The 22,732-nt window shown below is 59.8% G+C and carries 11 protein-coding genes; 5 read left to right on the forward strand and 6 right to left on the reverse strand.

What is annotated here, in order from left to right; all coding sequences use genetic code 11:
- Positions 1–3: 3 nt before the first annotated feature.
- The 5 genes from ACZZZU_RS03585 to ACZZZU_RS03605 all read right to left on the reverse strand — a co-directional run bounded on the left by ACZZZU_RS03585 (position 4) and on the right by ACZZZU_RS03605 (position 3,031).
- On the reverse strand, positions 4–309 hold the full coding sequence (locus ACZZZU_RS03585; protein WP_463549778.1) for a hypothetical protein: 306 nt from the start codon (positions 307–309) through the stop codon (positions 4–6).
- A 58-nt stretch (positions 310–367) separates the two neighbouring features.
- Positions 368–979 carry a hypothetical protein gene (locus tag ACZZZU_RS03590; RefSeq protein ID WP_463549779.1) on the reverse strand — a complete coding sequence of 204 codons (612 nt, stop codon included), beginning with the start codon at positions 977–979 and terminating at the stop codon, positions 368–370.
- Positions 980–1,100: 121 nt separating this feature from the next.
- Entirely contained in the window at positions 1,101–1,604 is a 504-nt protein-coding gene (locus ACZZZU_RS03595; protein ID WP_463549780.1) for a tetratricopeptide repeat protein, read from the reverse strand.
- An 82-nt stretch (positions 1,605–1,686) separates the two neighbouring features.
- The gene (locus ACZZZU_RS03600; protein ID WP_463549781.1) at positions 1,687–2,307 is read right to left on the reverse strand and encodes a hypothetical protein; all 621 of its coding nucleotides are present in this window, start codon (positions 2,305–2,307) and stop codon (positions 1,687–1,689) included.
- Between the two features lie 118 nt (positions 2,308–2,425).
- Positions 2,426–3,031, reverse strand: a complete 606-nt coding sequence (locus ACZZZU_RS03605) for a hypothetical protein (protein ID WP_463549782.1) — start codon at positions 3,029–3,031, stop codon at positions 2,426–2,428.
- 597 nt (positions 3,032–3,628) lie between these two features.
- Between ACZZZU_RS03605 and ACZZZU_RS03610 the strand changes: the two genes are divergently transcribed.
- On the forward strand, positions 3,629–5,215 hold the full coding sequence (locus ACZZZU_RS03610) for an ABC-F family ATPase (RefSeq protein ID WP_122453664.1): 1,587 nt from the start codon (positions 3,629–3,631) through the stop codon (positions 5,213–5,215).
- A 371-nt stretch (positions 5,216–5,586) separates the two neighbouring features.
- Positions 5,587–5,856 (forward strand): hypothetical protein, encoded by a 270-nt coding sequence (locus ACZZZU_RS03615; RefSeq protein WP_122498515.1) that lies wholly within the window; start codon positions 5,587–5,589, stop codon positions 5,854–5,856.
- A gap of 117 nt (positions 5,857–5,973) precedes the next feature.
- Here ACZZZU_RS03615 and ACZZZU_RS03620 read toward each other — a convergent pair whose 3' ends face one another.
- Complete coding sequence (locus tag ACZZZU_RS03620) at positions 5,974–17,106, reverse strand: retention module-containing protein (protein ID WP_463549783.1); 11,133 nt, start codon at positions 17,104–17,106, stop codon at positions 5,974–5,976.
- 458 nt (positions 17,107–17,564) lie between these two features.
- Between ACZZZU_RS03620 and ACZZZU_RS03625 the strand changes: the two genes are divergently transcribed.
- The 3 genes from ACZZZU_RS03625 to ACZZZU_RS03635 all read left to right on the forward strand — a co-directional run bounded on the left by ACZZZU_RS03625 (position 17,565) and on the right by ACZZZU_RS03635 (position 22,724).
- Positions 17,565–18,932 carry a TolC family outer membrane protein gene (locus tag ACZZZU_RS03625; protein WP_122498511.1) on the forward strand — a complete coding sequence of 456 codons (1,368 nt, stop codon included), beginning with the start codon at positions 17,565–17,567 and terminating at the stop codon, positions 18,930–18,932.
- Positions 18,933–19,184: 252 nt separating this feature from the next.
- Positions 19,185–21,335: a type I secretion system permease/ATPase gene (locus ACZZZU_RS03630; RefSeq protein ID WP_463552097.1), complete on the forward strand. Its 2,151-nt coding sequence runs from the start codon at positions 19,185–19,187 to the stop codon at positions 21,333–21,335.
- A gap of 30 nt (positions 21,336–21,365) precedes the next feature.
- Entirely contained in the window at positions 21,366–22,724 is a 1,359-nt protein-coding gene (locus ACZZZU_RS03635; RefSeq protein ID WP_122498507.1) for an HlyD family type I secretion periplasmic adaptor subunit, read from the forward strand.
- The last annotated feature ends 8 nt before the right edge of the window (positions 22,725–22,732 follow it).

Consider the following 22,732-nt stretch of genomic DNA (forward strand, 5'->3'; position numbering starts at 1 on the left):
GGACTACTCGACCACCGAAAAAGAAATGTTTTTAGCGCGAACAACAATGCAGCCGTCCGACAAATAAATGAATGAGTCACCCTGCTCGTTGGGGCGCCAATAATTTATGTTTCCGGGACCAGAGTGACTAGCCAAGGCATCGAAGCTGCCAACATGCTGCATCGATTCAACCCCACTGAATGAAATTTGCGCAGCTACCCTGTCGCCTTCGCCATTGTAGAAAGCGATTGAAATCTTCACTTCTTTTTTTGCGTAATCAACGAAGAGATTTTTTATGACACCGTCATGGAGTTCTATTTCGTCCAGCATTTTTTACCTCGGAAACGGCGAACCTAGACCCAAAAGTGGAAGAATCAAAAGCTAACGGTTAACAGCGCCATTGTTTTCCAGACCATAAATAGCGAGAAACTTTCTCAGCCACATCATCTTTTGCTGCGCGCGAGCCAAGCGCCTTGCACAACCGCCCATAAACGTCCGAACTCTCAAATGAAGTCAGCCCGTAACCGGCACTCAAAGCCTCTTTCGATCCGCCATCGCTTACAACACCAAGTAATCGTCCTTCTAAATCGCGAACCCGCAAGAAACCCAGACTGAAGTATGCTTCAGCTCGCATTTCTTCGTCCTCAACCTCAGTTTCCTGCACAATATAACGCAGATAATCCGCCCTATTCCCCGCATCAAACCTATACAGGCCCTCAGCCAAGATAAGCTTACTCAACGCGGAGCCCTTGTAATCATCCGCACCCTCAAGCCAAATAGAGCGCATGAACCCTACGTCATCTGGGGATATCTGTTTGTAATGGCGAATACTCGCTAGTGCGCCTAAGTAATCCCTTTCGTTAGTAGCCGCGAGCGCTGTTTTAACCGCACTCAACTCAGCAGCATCAACGCCCGAGAATGTGGACAAACACGCAAAAGCTGCGATTGAAACAATGCGACCAAGGTTCAACGTTAACATCTGATCTACACAACTGCGCATCGTTACTTCCACCCCATTAAAAAGTTTTAAAAAGTGCTATTTCACTTTTTTCCCTGGCCAATGCTCGCTTCCCTACAACGAACTCTCTCCCATGGCCTACAGAGCAGCCACGAAACTAACGTTATTCGTACCGCTCTTTTGTCTGCAAGCCCGATCGGTTGATATTTTCTATAAAGATACGCGCCTCATCCAATCCAGCTTTCCCTGCCTCAGCGATCAACGCTAAGCCAGCCTCCTGATCTTCCGCAGCGCCCATACCATTGAAGATCATCCATCCGAAATTGTATTTTGCGACTGGATGCCCTTTTCCTGCCGCTAATTCATACCAATGAATTGAGGCGCTATAATCCTGGGAAAAATGGACGCCATCAAAGTACATCCACGCCAAGTTTAAAAACGCCTCTACCGACTCTTGATCTGCCGCCAACTTTAAAAGAGCCGCCGCGCATGGCAAGTCTTGGGCGATGCCATCCCCCTTTATATATTTGACCGCTAGATTATTCTGCGACCATGAATTACCTAATGCGGAACTGACACGCATAAAGAAAATAGCAACCCGCGGAATATTCCCATCAAACGAAGCGGCTAGAAACCTGCATACACGGGAAAGGACGGATTTGATCATTTAGCTCACTCAATTACCAACGTCGAAAAAGGGAACAATTTGTCCCCTTTACCCCCCAGCCTTACAGAGCCCAAGATACAGCTCAGCGCCCAGTTACATTCGGCCAAACGCTGACACACTCCTTCACATTCGAAAGGAAACCACCCATATCCAACGATGCAGCGACAAAACTATAAGGAGTGACCAAGTTAAAAACGGCACACCCTGGAATAATCTTCAAGATCTGCATAAAGACCCCAAGCTTATCGTCACATTCGGAGTACATCTTCTCCACCAAATTTTCTATTTCCAAAACCTGTTTATTAGGCCCAAAAAAAACGATTGGGCATACAGACGTACCATTTACAAATGATAAACCAAGCAACTTATCTATTGCGCTATTTACACCCGCAATCGGAAACAAACCCTTTAAGTCGGGATCATAGTAAAACGCACTCTTAATCCAGCGCCAAAACGGGTCACCCGGATCCTCCGAATAGTATGCAAACGCCTCTTGACTACCACATAGGTAGTCAAACTTCCTGAACGGCCAACCCTCATCACTACACTCGCAGACAACATCAATTCCGGAAAAACCATTTGAGTCAAAAGCAGTCGTACTAACTATGGAGAATCCTGAATCGCTGACTCTTCGTTCCTCAAATTCATAGTAGACATCAACCAGCTTTACAGAAGTTGCATCTTCAATAAACATTCCATCCATAACTCAAGTACCTGGCTTGCAAGGGGGAAAGGCGACAGACTTATTAGCTTTCTGCCTGGAACTCTTAATAAATCTGCTCCCTTTTCCAAGTTATGAGAGCTAAGTCATAGGCGGTCGCCTATTCGCTGTCGATAGATAAACGAATTTTCTCCAACTTTTCCGAAGCGTCTGAATACTCCTGTGCGTCAAGCACACCACGAGACAGTTCTAAAAATCTAGCGCCATACGAGAGCGTACTGATGCGATCTTTTTCTACATTCTCAAGTGAGTAGTCCAGGTATTCGTCTAGCAAAGAATTCGCGTAAGGAATTCGCTTTTCAAAAAGCCCCAGATACATTTCACTTACAGGAATAAAAAGAGATTCTATTTTATATTTTCGAGCTATTTTTAAAACCCACTCTATCGCTTCCTCATCCCCTTTTTCAGCATATAACAAAGCGATCGTCAGCCCTTGCCATAATCGATCTTGCGATTCTATTAGAAGGAGGTATTGACTTGCCATCCTGGCATCACCGGCCTCAGCCCCCGCCAGCGCTAATCGCTCCGCTCCGGATATGTCGCCGCATTCTCGATGTCTGGCAAACGAATCTAAATTAACAGTTTGCGGCAAAGATTCTTGCCTACAATCAGGAGTGTACATGTGCATGTAGCTCCCTGAATCGTTTGAACATCCAGAAACCAGCGACGTTAATAGTACCGAATAAATTTGATTTTTGATCGGCATATATGGCTCGTTAAACAGAAGAAAACCGCGCCAGTTTCTCCTTATCACGCATAAAGCACGACCAACGCTTGGGAAAAACTTGCTTATCAAGACCGTAAGTCCCTCTACGAAACCACATCGCTAAGTTTGCTGCGAGGCGTAATTATTTTGCAGGCACGAGATCGTTCTCGCTAAAACAGCATGGGGTTAAACAGGCTATATGGGTGCCGGTAACTTTCGATTTGCTGCGAAAACCGCATGTCGACATCCTTGTATCAAAAACGGCGGAGCAGCCTTTCTAACCGTTCTGCTCGTTCCGAGCAAACCAAATATTCGCCACGTCGTGCCTGGTTGTCACTCCGGTTGTAAGCCAGCAATCACCCGTTATCGGCCGCCATACACCTGTCGCATCACCTATGCGACAATGCGCGCCCTGTTTGGCATGAACCCCGCATCAAACGCCCGCCAGCGCCGCCCGATTGGGCACACGCTGCGTTGATTTCATGCCCGCCGGACCCATTTACGCTCCGCCTGGAGCGGACAGGAAACGCTGAATATCGGTCTCCAATCGGTATCAGGCAACTCCTGACACCATTACGTTATTGATAGGTAAGCCCTTTGATTTCCACCGCTAACATCACCATGCAGTTCGGCGCCAAGCCGCTGTTCGAAAACGTTTCCGTGAAATTCGGCAACGGCAACCGGTACGGCCTGATTGGTGCGAACGGCTGTGGCAAGTCGACCTTCATGAAGATTCTCGGTGGCGATCTGGAGCCGTCCGGTGGCCAGGTGATGCTGGAGCCGAATGTGCGCTTGGGTAAGCTGCGTCAGGATCAGTTCGCGTACGAGCAGTTCACGGTGATCGATACCGTGATCATGGGCCACGAGGAATTGTGGAAGGTAAAGGCCGAGCGCGATCGCATTTATTCGCTGCCGGAGATGAGTGAAGAAGACGGCATGGCTGTGGCCGAGCTGGAAACCGAGTTCGCGGAAATGGACGGCTACACCGCCGAGTCCCGTGCCGGTGAGTTGTTGCTGGGTTTGGGCATTCCGTTGGAGCAGCATTTCGGCCCGATGACCGAAGTGGCGCCAGGCTGGAAGCTGCGGGTGTTGCTGGCGCAGGCGCTGTTTTCCGATCCGGAAGTGTTGCTGCTCGACGAGCCAACCAACCACTTGGATATCAACACCATCCGCTGGCTGGAAAACATTCTCACGGCGCGTAACAGCACCATGATCATCATTTCCCACGACCGTCACTTCCTGAACAGCGTGTGCACGCACATGGCTGACCTGGATTACGGCGAGCTGCGTCTGTTCCCAGGCAACTACGACGAATACATGACCGCTGCCACCCAGTCGCGCGAGCAGTTGCTGGCCGACAACGCAAAGAAAAAGGCGCAGATCAACGAGCTGCAAAGCTTCGTCAGCCGCTTCTCGGCCAACGCCTCGAAAGCCAAGCAGGCGACTTCGCGTGCCAAGCAGATCGACAAAATTCAGCTGGCCGAGGTCAAGCCGTCCAGCCGCGTGAGCCCGTTCATTCGTTTCGAGCAAACCAAGAAGCTGCACCGCAATGCGGTGATGGTCGAGAACATGGCCAAGGGTTTCGATGGTAAGCCGCTGTTCAAGAACTTCAGCTTCCAGGTTGAAGCCGGCGAGCGCGTGGCGATCATTGGCCCGAACGGTATCGGCAAAACCACGCTGCTGCGTACCCTGGTTGGCGAGCTATCGCCGGATTCCGGCAACGTGAAATGGACCGACAGCGCCGAGCTTGGTTACTACGCCCAGGACCACGCCCACGACTTTGAAGACGACGTGAACCTGTTCGACTGGATGGGTCAGTGGACCCAGGGCGAGCAGATGATTCGTGGCACCTTGGGCCGCATGCTGTTTTCCAACGACGAGATTTTGAAGTCGGTGAAGGTGATTTCCGGGGGTGAGCAAGGCCGTATGTTGTTCGGCAAGCTGATCCTGCAAAAGCCGAACGTGCTAGTGATGGACGAACCGACCAACCACTTGGACATGGAATCCATCGAAGCGCTGAACCTGGCGCTGGAGAACTACCCGGGTACGCTGATTTTCGTCAGCCACGACCGGGAGTTTGTGTCGTCGTTGGCGACTCGGATTATTGAGTTGTCGGCCAGTGGGGTTGTGGATTTTAGCGGCACTTATGATGATTATTTGCGTAGTCAGGGTGTGGTGATTTAAGGGCGCTCTGGTTGTGGAAGAGCCCGTCTTTATGGCGGGCTTTTTTGTGGGGGGTTGGTGCGCTTTTTGATGGGTGCGGGGCTTGGGATTCTGGAATTTCAAATCGGTCGACATTTTCGCGTCACATTCAAAACTCTGGATCCCCGCGTGCGCGAGGATGACGGGGGCTTCTGCAGATTTTCCGATCTTCTAAACAAACCTCCCCCCGCCTACCACACGATTACTTCAAATTTGCGACCTTTTTCATCATTTCAGCGACCTTATTGTGACTCGATGGTCAGCTCCCGCCATCAACACTCCTGAAGGCCCCAGTAGCGAAGATTCGCTCCAGCGGCCGCTTACTGTTTGGGACCCATCGGAGAAACGACCCCATGACTACCCCGCTCCGTGTTAACGAAGCTTTGTTGATTGCTCACCGCGCTTTTCAGCCTTTCCAGTGTGTTGCCTGGGCGCCGCAAGATGGCAAAGGTGAGTTGAATTTTTCTGTTATCGACCGCACCAACACCCGCCTGCTCGGCCGTACTCAAGTGGCCAGCAGCGCGTTCACCGATCCAACCCAACTCGAACGTTTGCTGAAGCAGTCGCGCGATGAGTTGAATAAGCAAGGTTACGACCTTGAGCCTTGGCAGATGACCGCTTAAGGCTTCACACGCAACACCCCTACGGGCAGCCTTCGAGCTGCCCGTAGTCGTTTTAGGCGTCGTAAAACCTGGGCAAAAAAAGGCCCGCCGAAGCGGGCCCAAGTCAGGAACAACGGGTTAGACGGTGTCGGTTTTCAAGGCGTGATCGCTGATCATGCCGTTGATGACCGTCGCCGCATCGGTGCTGCCGTAGTAGGCGCCGCTGGAAAGATCTACCCCACTCAATACCACCGATTGCTGAGCCGGCCCGCCGGCGGTGGTGGAAATACCGATGGTGGTATTGCCGCCGCCGAAGTTGAAGCTCAGGTAGTCGTCCAGTGCGTTGCCGGCCTGCGCCACGCCCGACAGCAGTTGCGACAGGTCGAGCACGTCCGAGCTGTTGCCGCTCAGGTCAACGTGGAAGTCGTTGATGGTGTCGGTGCCACCGAGGCCGCCCTTCTCCCATACGAAGGTGTCGTTGCCGCTTCCGCCGGTCAGCGAGTCATTGCCCAGCCCGCCGACAAGAACATCATCGCCTGCTGCGCCATTGATGATGTCGTTGCCGGCACCGCCGTGGATGTAGTTACTGTTGAGGTTCCCGGTCAGGGTGTCGGCGTAGTCGGAGCCGATGAGGTTTTCGATATTGCTGAAGGTGTCGGCACCCGCCGCGCCGGAGGACGAGCCGCCCGTTGCGGTAAGAATGGCGGTCACGCTGCCGGTGGCGTCGTGGTAGCTGACGGTGTCTACGCCGTTGCCGCCATTAAGCGCGTCGTTGCCGAGGCCGCCGACGAGAATGTCGTTGCCCTCGCCGCCGTTCAGGGTGTCATTGCCGCCCAGGCCCAAGAGGATGTCGTCACCGTCATTGCCGTTGAGGGTGTCTGCCGTTTCGCGGCCTAGCAGCACTTCGTTGCGGAAGGTGCCGTCCAATGCGGCTTCGCCAGCTTGAGCGCGATCAACCGTGACCACTGCGGTGTCCAGCGCGGTATGGCCATCAATCGAGGCGGTGTAGGTGAAGCTGCCGCCATCGCGCGCACTGGCGTTTTCCTCGCCGAATACTTGCGCCCCAGCGGTGTGGTTCACGCTGCCGTCCACGGCATTACCGGCCGCGATAATCGACAGCAGGTTGTGGCTCGGGCCGGTGTCGTTGGCCAGCAGCGCCCAGGTGGGAATGCTGATCTGGTCGGCGTTGGCCTGGATGTCGGTGTTCGTCAGCACCAAGTCGTCGCGCACCACCATTGGTGCCTGGCCGGCATCGATGGCGATGTTCAGCGCGGCGCTGGCGGTGTCGCCGTCCAGGTCGATCAGGGTGAATACGATGCTCGCGGCAATGGCCGTGCTGATCACGCTAGGCGGCGAGAAGGTGTACGCGCCGCTGTTAACGTTCACAGCCAGACTGCCGCCCGAGGCCAGGCCAAGGGTGAGAATGCCCGAGCTGTAGGTGAATGGCGCGCCGCCGGTGGCCGTTACGCTGTTGGCGGTTTTGTCGTAGGTGAAGGTTTTACCGTCAACGGTCAGCGCCCGCACATAGCCGCCGTCAGCGCCAAAGCTGCCGCCGCTGGTGAGGTTGCCCGAGAGCGGTGAGGCCTGCGCCGTGCTCACCAGTACCGAGGTGAGGTTGTTGAGGTTGCTCACCACCTGGCCGCCGGTGTTGCTGTGGGTGACACCGTTGTAGGCGATGGGGTCCAGGCCGCCCACGCTGCTGCCGGTGCCCATGCCCAAGGCATACGAGCGCACGTTGTTGGCGTTGAGGAAGTTGACCCACGCTTGCTCTTCCGACACGCCGCCGTTGGAGTACGGGGTTGGCCAACCGCTGGCGCTGCCGGCGGCGTTGGAGATGCCGGCATCGCCGTTGGGCACGTTGGGTTCGCCGTCGGAGAGGAAGTACGCCACGTTCTGCACATTGCCGGCCGCGATCTTGCCGGGCTGGCCATAGGCGTTAATGGCGGCAATAAGCGCCGCGTCGAAGTTGGTCGAGTCGGCCGGTTGCAGGGCCAGAATCGCGGCCTTGGCGTCGGCGATACTCACCCACACTTCTTCGGTGGTGGCGTTGGTGGAGAACGACACCACGCTAACTTTCACATCGCCCAGCGCATCGTATTGTTCGAACAATTCCAGCAGCGAGTTCTTCGCCACGTCCAGACGATTCATGCTGCCCACGCCGGACGCGTTGTTCATGCTGCCGGAGATATCGAGCACGATCATCAGGTTGGTATTGAGCGCCGTGCTGGCCTGACCGTTTTGCACGATGGTGGCGGCGGTTGGCGCGTCGTCGAGGAAGCTCAGCGAGTTGCCCAGGTTCAGCGCCGTGCTGGCGCTGTCGCCGTCGTGGTCGGTCACGGTCGCCACCAGCTGCACCAGGTTGGCGGCGCTCAAGGTGGTCGATTGGTTCGGTCCGGTGTCTGGCGAATGTTGCAGCGCCAGGGCTTGATCGAGGCTGACCTGGCCGGTGCTGGCGTTTACGGTGAGGGTGAACGACGTCGCCCCGCCCGCGCCGCCGACTTTGCCGACAATCGCGTTGCCTTCTTTATAAAGCAGGATGTCGCTGCCGCTGGCCGCATCTTTCAGCCCGCTGGCCACGCCGGCCGAGCTGACGTTGAGGCTGTAGGTGGTGCTGCCGGCGCCGTCGCCGCCATGGTTGACGGTGAAGGCGTTGGCGAAGTTGCCGGTGGCGTTCGCGGCGAGGTTGCTGTCGTCCACTTGCAGGGTCGGCGTTTGCGCGCCGCTAAGGGCGACGGTGGGCACGTCGTCTTCAATCTGCACGAGGAAGCCGCCGGCCAGCGTCATCGGGTTGTTGCTGCCATCGACGGCTTTAAGAATGCTGGCGAAGTTCAGGCTCAGCGCTTCGGTGTCGTCACCATTGGCCAGCGGGTGATCCAGCGGGCCTTTGAGGGTAAAGGTGTAGCTGCCGTCGGTTTGTACTTGCAGGGTGAATACCTGCGGACCAGCGGCGCCTGCGGTAGCGGTCAGGGTGTTGCCGACCACGCTGTACACCAGCGCAACGCCGTGCGAGGTGGCCGAAGCCAGGCCACTGGTGTTGCTGCTCAGGCTAAATTGCGCGGTGCCAGGACCGAACACCAGGTCGCCGATATTGCCGGTGGCCACGGTGCCGAAGGCATCGCCATCGGACACGCCGCCAGGCAGTTCGTCTTCTTCCACGCGGCCCACCACGGGCGCTGCGTCTTCGACGTACACCGTGAGCGTGGCCGAGGATGGATCGCCGTCGTGGTCGATGATGGTGTATTGGAAGCTTTCCACCTTGTCGCCGGTAACCGTGGTCGGCGCCGTGTAGGTGTAAGCGCCGGTGCTGAAGTTGAACGACAGTTTGCCGCCCTCAGCCGTGACGATATTGCTCAGCGAATTGCCGCTGATGTTGGCGCCGCTGCTTGGGTCGATGGTATTGGCACCGTCCCACGCGTAGGTGATGCCGTTGATTTGAATCGACTGAATATGGCCGCCGCCATCGGCGCCGTAGCTGTCGTCATCGCCGCCGCCGACCGCGCCGTTATTGCCCAGCAGCACGTTGCCGTTAACCAGCCCACCAGTGACCTGCGCCACCAGGGTGTCGACCAAGCCGGCGAAATTGCCCACCAGAACGGGCGAGCCGCTGCCGTCCACATCCACTTCTTGCAGGTGCACGGTGTCGATGCCGTCGCCTACGCCGATGGTGTTGACGTTGATGTGGTTGCTGGTGACGAAGTTGGTCCATTGCGAAGCCACAGCCGTGGTCAGCGATGCGCCGCCAGGACCGTTGGATTCGTTGGGGTTGCCGTCACTGATGAAGAACACCTGATTGCTGTAACCGGCAATCGGGGTGTACGAACTGATGACCTTGGTGACCGCGTCGCTGAAGTCCGTGGAGCCGCTGTACGGCCGCGCACCACCGATTTGCGAGTTAAGGCTGTCGATTTTCGCCGCGAAGTCGGCGTAGTTGTCGAAGGTTGGGTACGCCGTGGCATCGCCGGAGAACGCCACGATCTGCGCTTTCACGTCGCCACTGGTGCCGCTGAACAGCGCCTGGGCAGCGGTTTTCACCGCGGTGAGCATGGTGTTCAGTTCGCTGTTGTCGATGCTGCCGCTGAAGTCGAGCACGAACACCGAGTTGAAGTTCTGGCCCTGGGCTTCCTGCACGTAGGCGATGTCGCCTTTGGCCAGCGGGGTGTCGTCGTCAACGTTAACACTCAGCGAGCCGGTGGCTTTGTCGCCGTCTTTGTCGGTGACTTGGTAGCTGAGGTTGAACGGTTGGTTGTTTTCGGCCTCGCCCGGCGTGTGGTTGATCACGGCGTTTTGCACCACGTTGTAGGCACCGGTGGCGCTGTTGAGCGTGACGGTGAGTACGGTGGTGGCGCCCTGTTTAACCAGCAGCGAGGTGCCCGAGGTTTCGTAGCTGAAGCCACTCGGCGCGCCGCTGGTCAGCCATTGAATCGAGCCCGCGCCATCGGCGCCAAAGCTGTGCGCGAGGGTGCCGCTGCTGTTTACCGAATCGGCGTCGTCGCCAATGCCGCTGGCGTTGCCGTTGGGCAAGGCATCGTCGTCCAACAACACCGGGGCGTTGGTGCTGACGGTGGGGCCGTCATCTTTGAAGCTGATGGCGTTGCCCAGGTTCAGGGTGGCGCTGCTGCTGTCGCCGTCGTGGTCGATGATGGTCGCGACCAACTGCACCAGGTTGCCGGCGCTGAGGGTGGCGGCCTGATCGGGGCCGCTGTCAGGGGTGTGGGCGATGGCGCGAACCTGGTCGAGGGTGACCACGCCGCTGGCATCCACTTTCACGGTAAACACCGTGGTGCCGCCCACGCCGCCGTACTTGCCGACCACGTCGTTGCCGATTTTGAACAGCTGGATGTCGTTGCCGGTGGCGCTGTCTTTCAGGCCACTGTTGACCCCGGCGCTGCTGACGTTCAGGCCATAGGTGGTGCTGCCCGCGCCATCGGCGCCGAACTGGCCGGTGAAGGCGCCGGCAAAGCTTTGGCTGGCGTTCACCGCCAGGTTGGTTTCATCCACTTGCAGCGAGCCAGGCGCCGCGTTGCCAGCGGCGATGACGGGGATGTCGTTTTCGATCTGCACCAGGAAATCACCGGCCAGCGGCAGCGCATTCACGCCGTTGGTGGCCTGCAACAGGCTGGCGAAGTTAAGCGTTACCAGCGAGTCGTCGCCGCTGCCTGCGGCATGGTCCAGCGGTGCTTTCAGGGTGAAGGTGTAATCGCCGTTGCCGGCCACTTGCAAGGTAAACACTTGCGGCCCGCCGGCACCGGCTGTGGCGGTGAGGGTGTCGCCGGCCACGCTGTATACCAGCGCCACACCATGGGAGGTGGCCGAGGCCAGCCCACTGGTGTTGGTGCTCAGGCTGAACTGCGCACCGCTGCCGGCCGCGCTCAGGTCGGCGACGCTGCCGGTGGCGATGGTGGTGGTGGCGTCGTTGTCGGTGATGCCGCCGGCCAGTTCGTCTTCATCGACGCGCGCCACAATCGGCGAGGCGTCTTCGACGTATACGGTGAGGCTGGCGCTGGAGGGATCGCCGTCGTGGTCAATGATGGTGTAGGTGAAGTTTTCCACCTTGTCGCCAGCAATGGTGTTGGGCGCGGTGTAGCTCCAGGCGCCGGTGCTGAAGTTGAACGACAGCGTGCCGCCCTGCCCCGTGGCGATGTTGTTCAGTTGGTTGCCGACGATGTTGGCGCCGCTGCTTGGGTCGATGGTGTTGGCACCGTCCCAGGTGTAAGTCACGCCGTTGACTTCGATGGACTGAATGCGCCCGGCGCCGTCTGCGCCGAAGCTGTCGTCATCGCCGCCGCCCACGGCGCCATCGCTGCCGTTGAGCACGTTGCCGTTAACGAAGCCGCCGGTCACTTGGCCAACCAGGGTATCGATCAGCGAGCCGAAGCCGTCGACCAGAATCGGTACGCCATTGCCGTCGACATCCACTTGTTGCAGCGGCCCGGTGGCAATGCCGTCACCAATGCCGATGGTGGTGACGTTGATGTGGTTGGTGCTCACGAAGTTGTTCCACTGCGCCGCCGCTGCGGGGCTCAGTGCCTCGCCGCCAGGGCCGGTGGACTCGTTCGGGTTACCGTCGCTGATAAAGAACACCTGGTTGCTGGCACCGGCAATCGGGGTAAAGGAATTGACCACTTCCTGCACCGCGTCGCTGAAGTCGGTCGAGCCGCTGTAAGGCCGCGCGCCGCCAGGCAGGTTGGAGTTCAGGCTGTCGATTCTCGCCGCGAAGTCGGCATAGTTGTCCACCGGCAGGTACGAGGTGGCATCGCCAGAGAACGCGACGATTTGCGCGTGCACATCGCCAGTGGTGCCGCTGAATAGCGCCTGGGCAGCGGCTTTCACCGCGGTGAGCATGGTGTTCAGTTCGCTGTTGTCTATGCTGCCGCTGAAGTCCAGCACGAACATGGTGTTGAAGCTTTGGCCTTGGGCCACTTGCACCTGAGCCACGTCGTCACTCGCGGTAGGCGTGTCGTCGTCGACGTTCACTTGCAGCGTGCCGTTGGCCTTGTCGCCGTCTTTGTCGGTGACTTGGTAGTTGAAGGTAAAGGCCTGGTTGTTTTCGTTGTCGGCGTTGGCGTGGTCGATGGCCGCGTTTTGCACCACGTTGTATTCGCCGGTGCTGCTGTTCAGCGACACGGTCATCACCGTGGTGCCGCCCTGTTTGACCAGCAAGTTGCTGCCCGAGGTTTCGTAGCTGAAGCCGGCCGGTGCGCCGCTGGTGAGCCACTGAATCGAGCCCGCGCCGTCGGCGCCGTAGTTGTGCGCCAAGGTGCCGCTGGTGTTGGAAGAGTCGGCGTCATCGTTAACGCCACCGGCAATGCCATTGGCCAATGCGTCGTCGTCGAGCAGCACGGTGCCGTTGGTGCCCACGCTTGGGCCGTCGTCGCGGAAGCTGATCACCTGACCGAGGTCGACGGTGGCAGTAGCGCTGTCGCCGTCGCCATCGACAACCGTGGAGCCAAGGCTGATATGCCCGGCGCCCAGGTACGCCGCTTCGTCGGCGTCGCCGGTGGGGTGAACAATGGCGCGAATCTGGTCGAGGGTAACGGTACCGCCGGCATTTACGCTCACGGTGAATACCAAGTCATTGGTGCCGCTGGTGCGCCCTTCGATTACGCCGCTGGCGTTGACGCTGAGCATCACGTTCTCGCCGGTGGCGGTATCCACCAGGCCGGAGTTAGCGTTTGTCACGCCGAGGTTGTAGGTCTGGCTGGCGATGCCATCGGCACCGGCCTGCACGTTGAAAGTGCCGGCGAAGTTGGCGCTGGCATCTGCGCCGAAGTTGCTTTCATCCACTTGCAGCTGCAACGACGAGCCCCACGTCACGTTGGTGGCAACGTCGTTGTAGTCGTAGTCGGAGCCGATGGTGAGGTCTTCCCAGTTCTGATTGCCCGCGCTGCCGGTGTCTTGCAGGTGCGAGCCGCCGGGGTTGAGCGAGGCGTCAGTGAACAGCACATTGGCGCCATCGTCGCCCACCAGCGGCACGCCGCCCACCGAGGCCACCCACTTGCCGCCCACCTGACTGAAGCTGACGGACGCACCGTCTACCAGGCCAGCGTTGCCGTTGGCACCGTTGGGAATGATGAAGAAACCAGTGGTGCTGGGGTCCAGGCTGCTGATGTCGGCGGTGTCGCCGGCGGTCTGGTCCTGCACGTTGGCCCAGATGATTTTGCCGTCGACCGGCAAGCCATCAGGCCCTTTGGTGTAGTAGCCATAGCTACTGGCGTAGCCCGCACTGGTGCCGTTAAAGGTGACCTGCGAGCTTCCGCCCAGATCGGACGCCTGAATGGTTGGGCTGTCGTCGTTGATATTGACCGCCAGGTTGCCGCTGGCCTGGTCGTTATCGCGGTCGGTGACGGTGTAGCCGACGTTCAGTTGCAGGGTGTCTTCGGTGCCGGCCGCTGGGTGCATCAACGGTTGCAGCAGGCTCACGGTGTAAGCGCCGGTGCTCGGGTTGGTGAGCTCAACGCGCACCAGTTCGCCACGGGCGGAACTGATGGTCAGGGTGTTGGTGCTGGCATCCCACACCGAGGTCACCGCCTCAGTGCCCAGGCTGCTTGGGCCGGTCAGCGCAATGCTTTGCAGGCCATCGGCGCCTGCGGCGAAGTTCAGCGTGCCGCTGGTGGTGGTGGCCGCGCCGGCGACATCGCCCGGGCCGCCGTTGATGCCACCGAGCAGGCCTTCGTCGTCCAGTGTGGCGGTGGCCGTGGTGGGCGAGACGGTGGGTGCATCGTCTTCGAAGCTGAGGGCGCCGCCGATATTCACGGTGGCCGAGGTGGTGTCGCCGTCACCGTCAGTGATGGTGCCGGTCAGTTGAATCAGGTTGCCCAGCAGCGAATCGCTGGCTTGGTCCGGCCCGGTGTTGGGCAGGTGGGCGATGGCCAATTGTTGATCAAGCGTGACCACGCCGGTCGCCGCATTCACCGACACGGTGAAGGAGATTGGACCGCCGGCATCGCCCACGCGGCCGACCAGCAGGTCGCCTTCTTTGAACAGCACAATGGCATCGCCACTGGCGGTATCAACCAGGCCGGTGTCGGCGCCCGGTGCGCTGACGTTCAGGGTGTAGGCCACGTTGCCCGCGCCATCAGCACCGAACAGCGGCGTAAAGGCGCCGCTGAAGTCGGCGCTGGCGTCCACGTTCAGGTTTGTTTCATCCACCACCAGCGCAGGCGGCAAGCCGGTGCCCGGGTCGATGATGGGCGCATCGTCGGCAAAGCTCAGGGTGCCGCCGATGTTCAGGTTGGCGGTGGCGCTGTCGCCGTCTTTGTCGATGACGGTGGCGGTCAGTTGCACCAGATTGTCGTTGAGCAAGCCGGTGGTTTGATTTGGCCCGGTGTCCGGGTCGTGCACGATGGCGCGCTGTTGATCCAGCGTGACCACGCCGGTCGCTGCGTTCACCGTAACGGTAAAGGAGATCGGGCCACCGGCATCGCCGACGCGGCCGACCAATGTGTCGCCTTCTTTAAACAACACGATGGCGTCGCCGCTGGCGGTGTCCACCAAGCCGCTGTCGGCGCCGGGAACGCTGACGTTCAGTTGATAGCTGACGCTGCCGGCGCCATCGGCACCAAACACGGGAGTGAACGCGCCGCTGAAATCAGCGCTGGCATCCACCGAAAGGAACGTTTCATCCACCACCAGGGCGATGCCGGCCAAGGTGCCGGGGGTGATGCTCGGGCCGTCGTCACGGAAGCTAATGGCGTTGCCCAGGTCGAGACTGCCGGTGGCGGTGTCGCCATCGCCGTCAGTGGCGGTGGCCACCAAGTTGATGTGGCCGCTGCCGAGCACGTCGACATCGTCGGGGTTACTGGCGTCGTCGTGCACCACCGGGCGAATCTGGTCGAGGGTCACGGTGCCGTCAGCGCCCACGCTCACGGTAAACACCAGTTCGTTGCTGCCTTCGGTGCGGCCTTCGACCACGCCGGCATTAACGCTGAGCACCACGTTTTCGCCGCTGGCGGTGTCCACCAGGCCGCTGGCCGGGTCGCTCACGGTCAGCTCGTAATTCACGCTTTGCAGGCCATCGCCGCCGGCTTGCACAGTGAATGCATCGCTGAAGTTGGCTGAGGCGTTGGCGCCCAGATCGCTTTCATCCACTTGCAGCTGGGCTTCGGTGCCCACGGTGCCAATGGTCGGCACATCGTCTTCGATATTGATCACAAACAGGCCGCCGGCCGTGCCGAAGCCTTGCACCGGATCGCCGTCAAAATCGGTGGCGGTCAGCAGGCCGGTGAAGTCGATACCCAGCACGTTGCCATTGCCGAACAGTTCGCCGTCATCGCCATTGGCGAGCGCGTGGTCCAGCGGGCCTTGCAGGGTGAAATTGAAGCTGCCATCGGTGCCCACTTGCAGGGTGAACACGTCGTAGCCGGGGCCGCTGGCGGTGAGCGTGGTATAGCTGCCGTCAGCCGACACCACGACTGAATAGGTCAACGCCACGCCGCCCGAAGTCAGTCCCTGGGCATCGAGCACGGCGGTGGCGGCAGCGGTGCCGACCAGGCCGAAGCTGCCAATGCCATCGGCACCGAAGTTCACCAGGCTGGTAAGCGAACCAGGGCCGGATTCCACGCCGACATTCACGGTCTGCGCGGGGTTGCTGTCGGAACCCGGCGCATCGCCGTCTTCATTGTTGCCCTCGTATGGTGCGGCAACCGCCACGCCCGGAAGACCTGACTGACCGCTGGCCGGCAATTGGCTCAGCGCGTCTTCATGGACGATGCCGCCCACGAACGGCGAACCCTCACCGCCGGTACTCAATTCCGGGCTGTCGTCGTTGATGCCCACGGCCAGGGTGCCGGTGCTCGGCGTGCCGTTGCCGTCGGTGATGGTGTAATCGAGGTTGAGGTCTAGCGTGTCTTCGGCGCCGGCCACTGGATGATCCAGCGGCAGCTCCAGGTTGAAGTCGAAGGCGCCGGTCAGCGGATTAGTGTTGGTGGCCGTGAATACCACCGGACCGTCAGCGCCGCCTTGGTGGGCCGTGAGCGTCAGGCCGTCGGCGCTGATGACCACGACCAGCGGTTGACCTTGCGAGGTGATGCCAGACAAATCCACCGCGTTCCAGGCGAACGCCCCCGGACCGTCCGGCCCAAAGTTATAACCCAGGCTGCCACTGAGCGAAGCCGGCACGCCAGGCTGGTCATCGCCATACGGGCTGCCTTCGATGCTGCCGGGCAGGTCGCTGTCTTCGTCGAGGGAAATGGACACGGTGCCGGCGTCGGGGTCGCCGTCCGGGGCCGCAGGATCAGGATCAGGGAGGTTACGGGCGGCCGGGTCGGGATCGGGAAACTCGGGGCCGCGCGCCAGGCCTTCGGTGGGGAAACCAATGTTCGGGGTCACGGCGCCGCCGACTTCGGTCAGCAGCACGAAGGAACGGCCGCCGCCTGCACCGCCGGGGCCGCCTGCGCCTGCACCCGGGCCGGCAGCGGTGGCTTCACCGGCTTGGGTCGGGTCTTGGCCCGCCTCGATGGCCGCTTGCAGTTGCTCAACGTCAGTCAGGTCGTCCTGGCTGGGCGTGGCCGGTGCAACGGGGTCTTGAACGATCACCTCGTTACCGCTGCCGCCGTTGAGCAGCGCGGTATCCAGTTCCAGGCTGCTTTCGCGGCCCAGGGTGAGTTCGCCGCCATTGGCCAGCGCCACGGCAACGGCGCCTTGAGCGCCGGTGTCCAGTTGTTCGCCCGCGTATACGCGGTCGCCCTCAGTCAACGCGCGTCGCGATCCATCGCTCGCTACCGCAAAGACCTCGCCGATTACTTTACTGACGACACCAATCAACGTAGCCATGATTCCTTCCTCACTACTGCTGCCAACGACCCGTCGACACGCATTTTCAAAAGGGCCAACCGCCTTTCAAAAGCTGAGGAATACGAAAAACCCGCCGAAAGTTAGGCAACGATGATTTGCATCAAAAAGCCATGACGTCAAAAAACTACCGCCCTAGCGCTGCTCAAACTACCGCAGTGTTTCTCCCCGTTCCAGACGCTCGAAACCGCAATTGACCGTGATTTGCAAGTCTCGCCAGCGTCAAAGACCCCGGTAAACGTGACGTGCAGGCAAAAACAATGTGCTCGTTTTCACATACTGCATAAGAATAAATATTCATAAGGTTTGTTCCAAAAATTTCTTAGGTTCTTCTAAAGTTGTTCTTAGCTGGAATGTTACAAGCCTGAAACGGTCTAGTAGGCGCATAAGCCAATTTATTGGCATACCAACACAACGTTCACACCTATGGAGAAGTACCCATGCCTGCAATAAAACCGCTATGGACTAGCGTGCTGTTGGCTGTGGTCTGCGCACAGGCGCAGGCCATGACCCTGTCCGAAGCCATCCAGAGCACCATCGACACCCACCCCGAGCTGCAAGCCAGCATCAACGACCGCCGAGCGAGCAAGGAGCAAGTCGGCGTCGCACAAGGGGGTTACTACCCGGTAGTCGACGCCATCGCCGGTTACGGCCGCGAAGAAACCGACAACCCCACCACCCGCGCGCGCGGCAATGGCCTGAACAGCCACAACAAGGAACAACTCGACTACGGCACCTCGCAGCTGCGCCTGCGGCAAATGCTGTTCGATGGCTTCAACACGCCGAACGAAATTGCTCGCACCGAAGCGGTGGTCAATTCCCGGTCTTATTACATCCAAGGCACCGGCGAAGACTTGGCGCTGCGCACCGTGCAGCTTTACCTCGAAGTGCTGAAACGCCGCGAGATGGTCGACCTGGCCCGCAATAACTTGCAGGCGCACCAGCGCATGGGCGATCAGATCAACCTGCGCAGCGAGCGCGGTGTGGGCAGCAACGCCGACTCCGATCAGTCGTCCGCGCGTTTGGCCCTGGCAGCCAACAACCTCTACACCGAGGAAGTGAACCTGCAGGACGCCGAAGCCAATTTCTTCAGTGCCGTTGGCCGCCCCGCCGATGAGCTGGAAATTCCGGCCTCGATCAAAGGCCAGATTCCCGAAGACGTGAACGAAGCGCGCCAGCGCGTGGTGGATAACAACCCCATGCTGAAATCGGCCCAAGCCGACGTGATCGCCGCCGAGAAACAATACGAAGTGGCCAAGTCGCCCTTCTACCCACGTTTCGACGCCGAGTTGGCGGCCAACGCCAACAACAACACCGCCGGCGACGAAGGCCATGACAACAACTGGCGTGCGGGCGTGGTGATGACCTACAACCTGCTCAACGGCGGCCGCGACAAGGCCAACCTGCAATCCACCGCCTACCAAATCAACCAGGCGATGGACATCCGCAACAACGCCCTGCGTCAGATCAACGAGAACGTGACCCTGGCCTGGAACGCCCTGCGCAACGCCCGCCTGCAGACGCCGCTGGCCCGTGACTACGCCGACTACACCAAGCGTGTACGCATGGCCTACCAAGACCAATTCGGCCTGGGCCAACGCACCCTGCTCGACCTCCTCGACAGCGAGAACGAACTGTTCACCGCCAACCGTCGTTACGTGGAAGTGCGCTACACCGAGGAATTCTCGATGTACCGCCTGCAATCGGCCATGGGCGAGCTGCTGCGCAAGCAAGGCACCGTGCTGCCCGCCGAAGCGACTGCGCTCAACGAAGTGAAAAGCACCGCGCAACTGCCGTCGATGAAATAAGCGACGGCAGCCAGCCGCCCCACCCCGCCCTTGTAGGAGCGGCTTCAGCCGCGATGCCCTTGATCTTCAATCCAGAGCATCGCGGCTGAAGCCGCTCCTACAACAGTGCATGGGTGGCGCCGGTTCCCGCTGTATCAGCCCTCGGTTGAACTCGCTGAATAATTTGTCTGAACCACAGTGGCACAGTGCGATCAGACAGCAGTCAGCCGAGTGCTCAAGGTCTGAATGAGGAGTAGTGAGACTGTGACCACCATGGAACGGACCGGCCCGTCCGGCGACCCGCGTTTAGACCACGATGACCCGCTGCTCGATGGGTTGTTGATCTTGTGCAACCTGCACAACTGTTCGGCCAGCCGTGGCAGTTTGAGTGCCGGTTTGCCGATGCCCGAACAACGCTTGAGCCCCGATTTATTACCTCGCGCTGCAGCCCGCGCCGGCTTGCAAGGCCGTTTGCTGCGCCGTGAGTTGACTGCCATTTCCGCCCTTAACCTGCCGGTGTTGTTGGTGCTCAAGGGCGGCCGCTGCGCCGTGCTGCGCGAGTGGCGCGCTGATGGTCAGGCGCTGATTTTGCCCAGCGAAGCCGAAGGCGGCGAGCAATGGGTAAGCCGCGAATTGCTGCAAGCCGAGTACGCCGGCCAGGCGTTATTTGCCCGGCCGCGCCATGAGCTGGAAGACCTGCGCACACCGCTGGTGCCTCGCGTGGAAGCCTGGTTTCGCGACACACTGAAACTGTCGCGCTGGCTGTATGCCGACGCCATTCTCGCCAGCCTGCTGATCAACCTGCTGGGCATGATGGTGCCGCTGTTTGTGATGCAAACCTACGACCGCGTGGTGCCCAACCAGGCCATTTCGACCTTGTGGGTGCTGTCCATCGGTTTGCTGTTGGGCACGATGTTCGAATTGCTGCTGCGGGTGCTGCGTTCCCATCTGCTGGATGTCGCCGGCAAGAAAACCGACGTGGTGCTCTCGGCCACCTTGTTCGAGCGCATCACCGGTATGTCGATGAGCGCCCGGCCGGCCAGCGTTGGCGGTTTCGCCCAGAGCATTCACGACTTCCAGGGCCTGCGCGAATTCCTCACCGCCGTGACCCTGACCAGCATTATCGACCTGCCCTTCGCCCTGCTGATGATTGTGGTGATTGGTCTGCTCGGCGGCTGGATTGTGGTCATTCCCCTGCTGGCCTTTCCCATCACCATTATTTTCGCCCTGATTATTCAGTCGCGCCTGCGCGACACCGTGCAGAAAAGCCTGGCCCTGGGCGCCGAGCGTCAGGCCTTGCTGATTGAAACCCTTAGCGGCCTGGAAACCCTGAAAGCGTGCAGCGCCGAAAGCGAGCGGCAGCACAAATGGGAAACCACCCACGGCGCCATGACCCGCCTTGACGCCCACGCGCGGAATCTTTCGGCGCTGGCCACCAACGGCACGCTGTTCCTTCAGCAGTTCTCGGGCATGGCGACGATCATTGCCGGCGTGTACCTGATTATCGACGGCAACCTTAGCGTCGGCGCCCTGGTGGCCTCGTACATGCTCGGCAGCCGCGTGATGGCGCCGCTGGGGCAAATTGCCGGGCTGATTACGCGCTACCAACAAGCGCAAATCACCATGCGCAGCACCGACGCCATGATGTCCATGCCGCAAGAGCGCCAAGCCAAACAGCGGCCGCTGGAGCGCACCCAACTCAAGGGCGCGCTCGACATGCACAAGGTCAGCTTTACCTACCCCAACGCCAGCGGCCCGGCGCTGGTCGGCGCCAGCCTGCACATGCAGCCGGGCGAGCGCATCGGCATCATCGGCCGCAGCGGTTCAGGCAAAAGCACCCTGGCGCGTCTGATCATGGGTTTCTACACACCCGAAGAAGGCCAACTGCTGCTCGACGGCCTCGACCTGCGCCAACTCGATGTGGCCGACCTGCGCCACCAGATCGGCTACGTCGCCCACGACCTGCCGCTGCTCTCGGGCAGCCTGCGCGACAACCTCACCCTCGGCGCCCGCTACGTGAGCGACGCACGCATGCTCGAAGTGGCGGAAATGACCGGCGTCAGCGAGCTCGCCCGTCAGCATCCGCAGGGCTTTGAGCGCCCGGTAGGCGAGCGCGGCCAGCTGCTTTCCGGTGGCCAGCGCCAGGCCGTATTGCTGGCCCGCGCGCTGCTGCTGGACCCACCGATTCTGGTGCTCGACGAGCCCACCAGCGCCATGGACAACGCCAGCGAAGAAGCGCTGAAAGCCAAGCTGCACACCTGGATTCAAGGCAAAACCGTGCTGCTGATTACCCACCGCACCTCGATGCTCAGCCTGGTCGACCGTCTGGTGGTGCTCGACAACGGCCAAGTGATGGCCGACGGGCCGAAAGATGCGGTTATCGACGCCCTGCGCAAAGGCCGCATCGGCCAGGCCTCGGTATGACGTCAACTGATGAGTGTTAACGGAAAAAACATGGACCTGAGCCAACCGCCACGCGGGTACTTTTCAAGCCTGCGGCAGAAAAAACAGGACACCGAGTTCATGCCGGAAGTGGACGGCGTGGTGCGCGAAGATTCGCCCTGGCTGTCGCGCATCACCTTGTGGGTGACCTGCGGCCTGCTGCTCACCGCCCTCGGCTGGGCGCACTTTGCTGTGCTCGATGAAGTGACCACCGGCGAAGGCAAAGCCATTCCCTCGAGCAAGGTGCAGGTGATTCAAAACCTGGAAGGCGGCATCGTCACCGAAATTTTCGTGCGCGAAGGCCAGATGGTGAACAAGGGCGACAAGCTCATGCGCCTGGATGACACGCGGTTTTTATCTAACCGTGGCGAAACCGAAGCCGACCGCATGGCGTTGGTAGCGCGGGTGGAACGGTTGTCGGCCGAAGCCGAAGGCCGGCCCATGCAGCTGTCTGCCGACGTTCTGGAAAAAGCGCCGCAACTGGCCGCCGACGAACTGGCGCTGTACAGCTCGCGGAAAAAACACCTGGAAAGCGAGCAGCGCACCCTCAACGAACAGCTGCGGCAGAAAACCCAGGAGCTGGCCGAGTTTCGCTCCAAGGTTGAGCAATACCGCTCCAGCCTCGGCTTGCTGCAACAAGAGCTGAACATGTCGGAGCCGTTAGTGGGCACCGGCGCGATTTCGCCGGTAGAAATTCTGCGCTTGCGCCGCAGCGCTGTGGAAATTCGCGGCTCGTTAAACTCCACCTCGTTGGCCATTCCGCGCGCCGAGGCGGCCATCGACGAAATCAAAAGCAAGATGCAGGAATCCGACCTGGCGTTCCGCTCCGACGCCTCGAAAGAGCTCAACGAAAAGCGCACCGAACTGCAAAAAATCACCGCCACCAGCGTCGCCATCGACGACCGCGTGAGCCGCACCACCGTGACCTCGCCGGTGCACGGCATTATCAAAACGCTGAAGATCAACACCATTGGCGGCGTGGTGCAGCCCGGCAGCGACATGCTGGAAATTGTGCCGCTGGAAGACAACCTGCTGATCGAAGCGCGGGTGCGCCCGCAAGACGTTGCCTTCCTGCACCCTGGCCAAAGCGCCATGGTGAAATTCACCGCCTACGACTACACGATTTACGGCGGTCTCAAAGCAAAGCTGGAACTGATCAGCGCCGACACCGTGACCGACGACAAAGGCAACAGCTTCTACCTGATCCAGGTGCGCACCGACAAAAACCACCTGGGCACCGACGAGCATCCGCTGCTGATCATTCCTGGCATGGTGGCCAACGTCGGCATCATTACCGGGCATAAAAGCGTGTTGGATTACCTGCTCAAACCGGTGCTCAAAGCCCGTTCCGAAGCGATGCGTGAGCGCTAAGGCGCCCC

This window comes from Pseudomonas sp. AC136 (assembly GCF_979258585.1).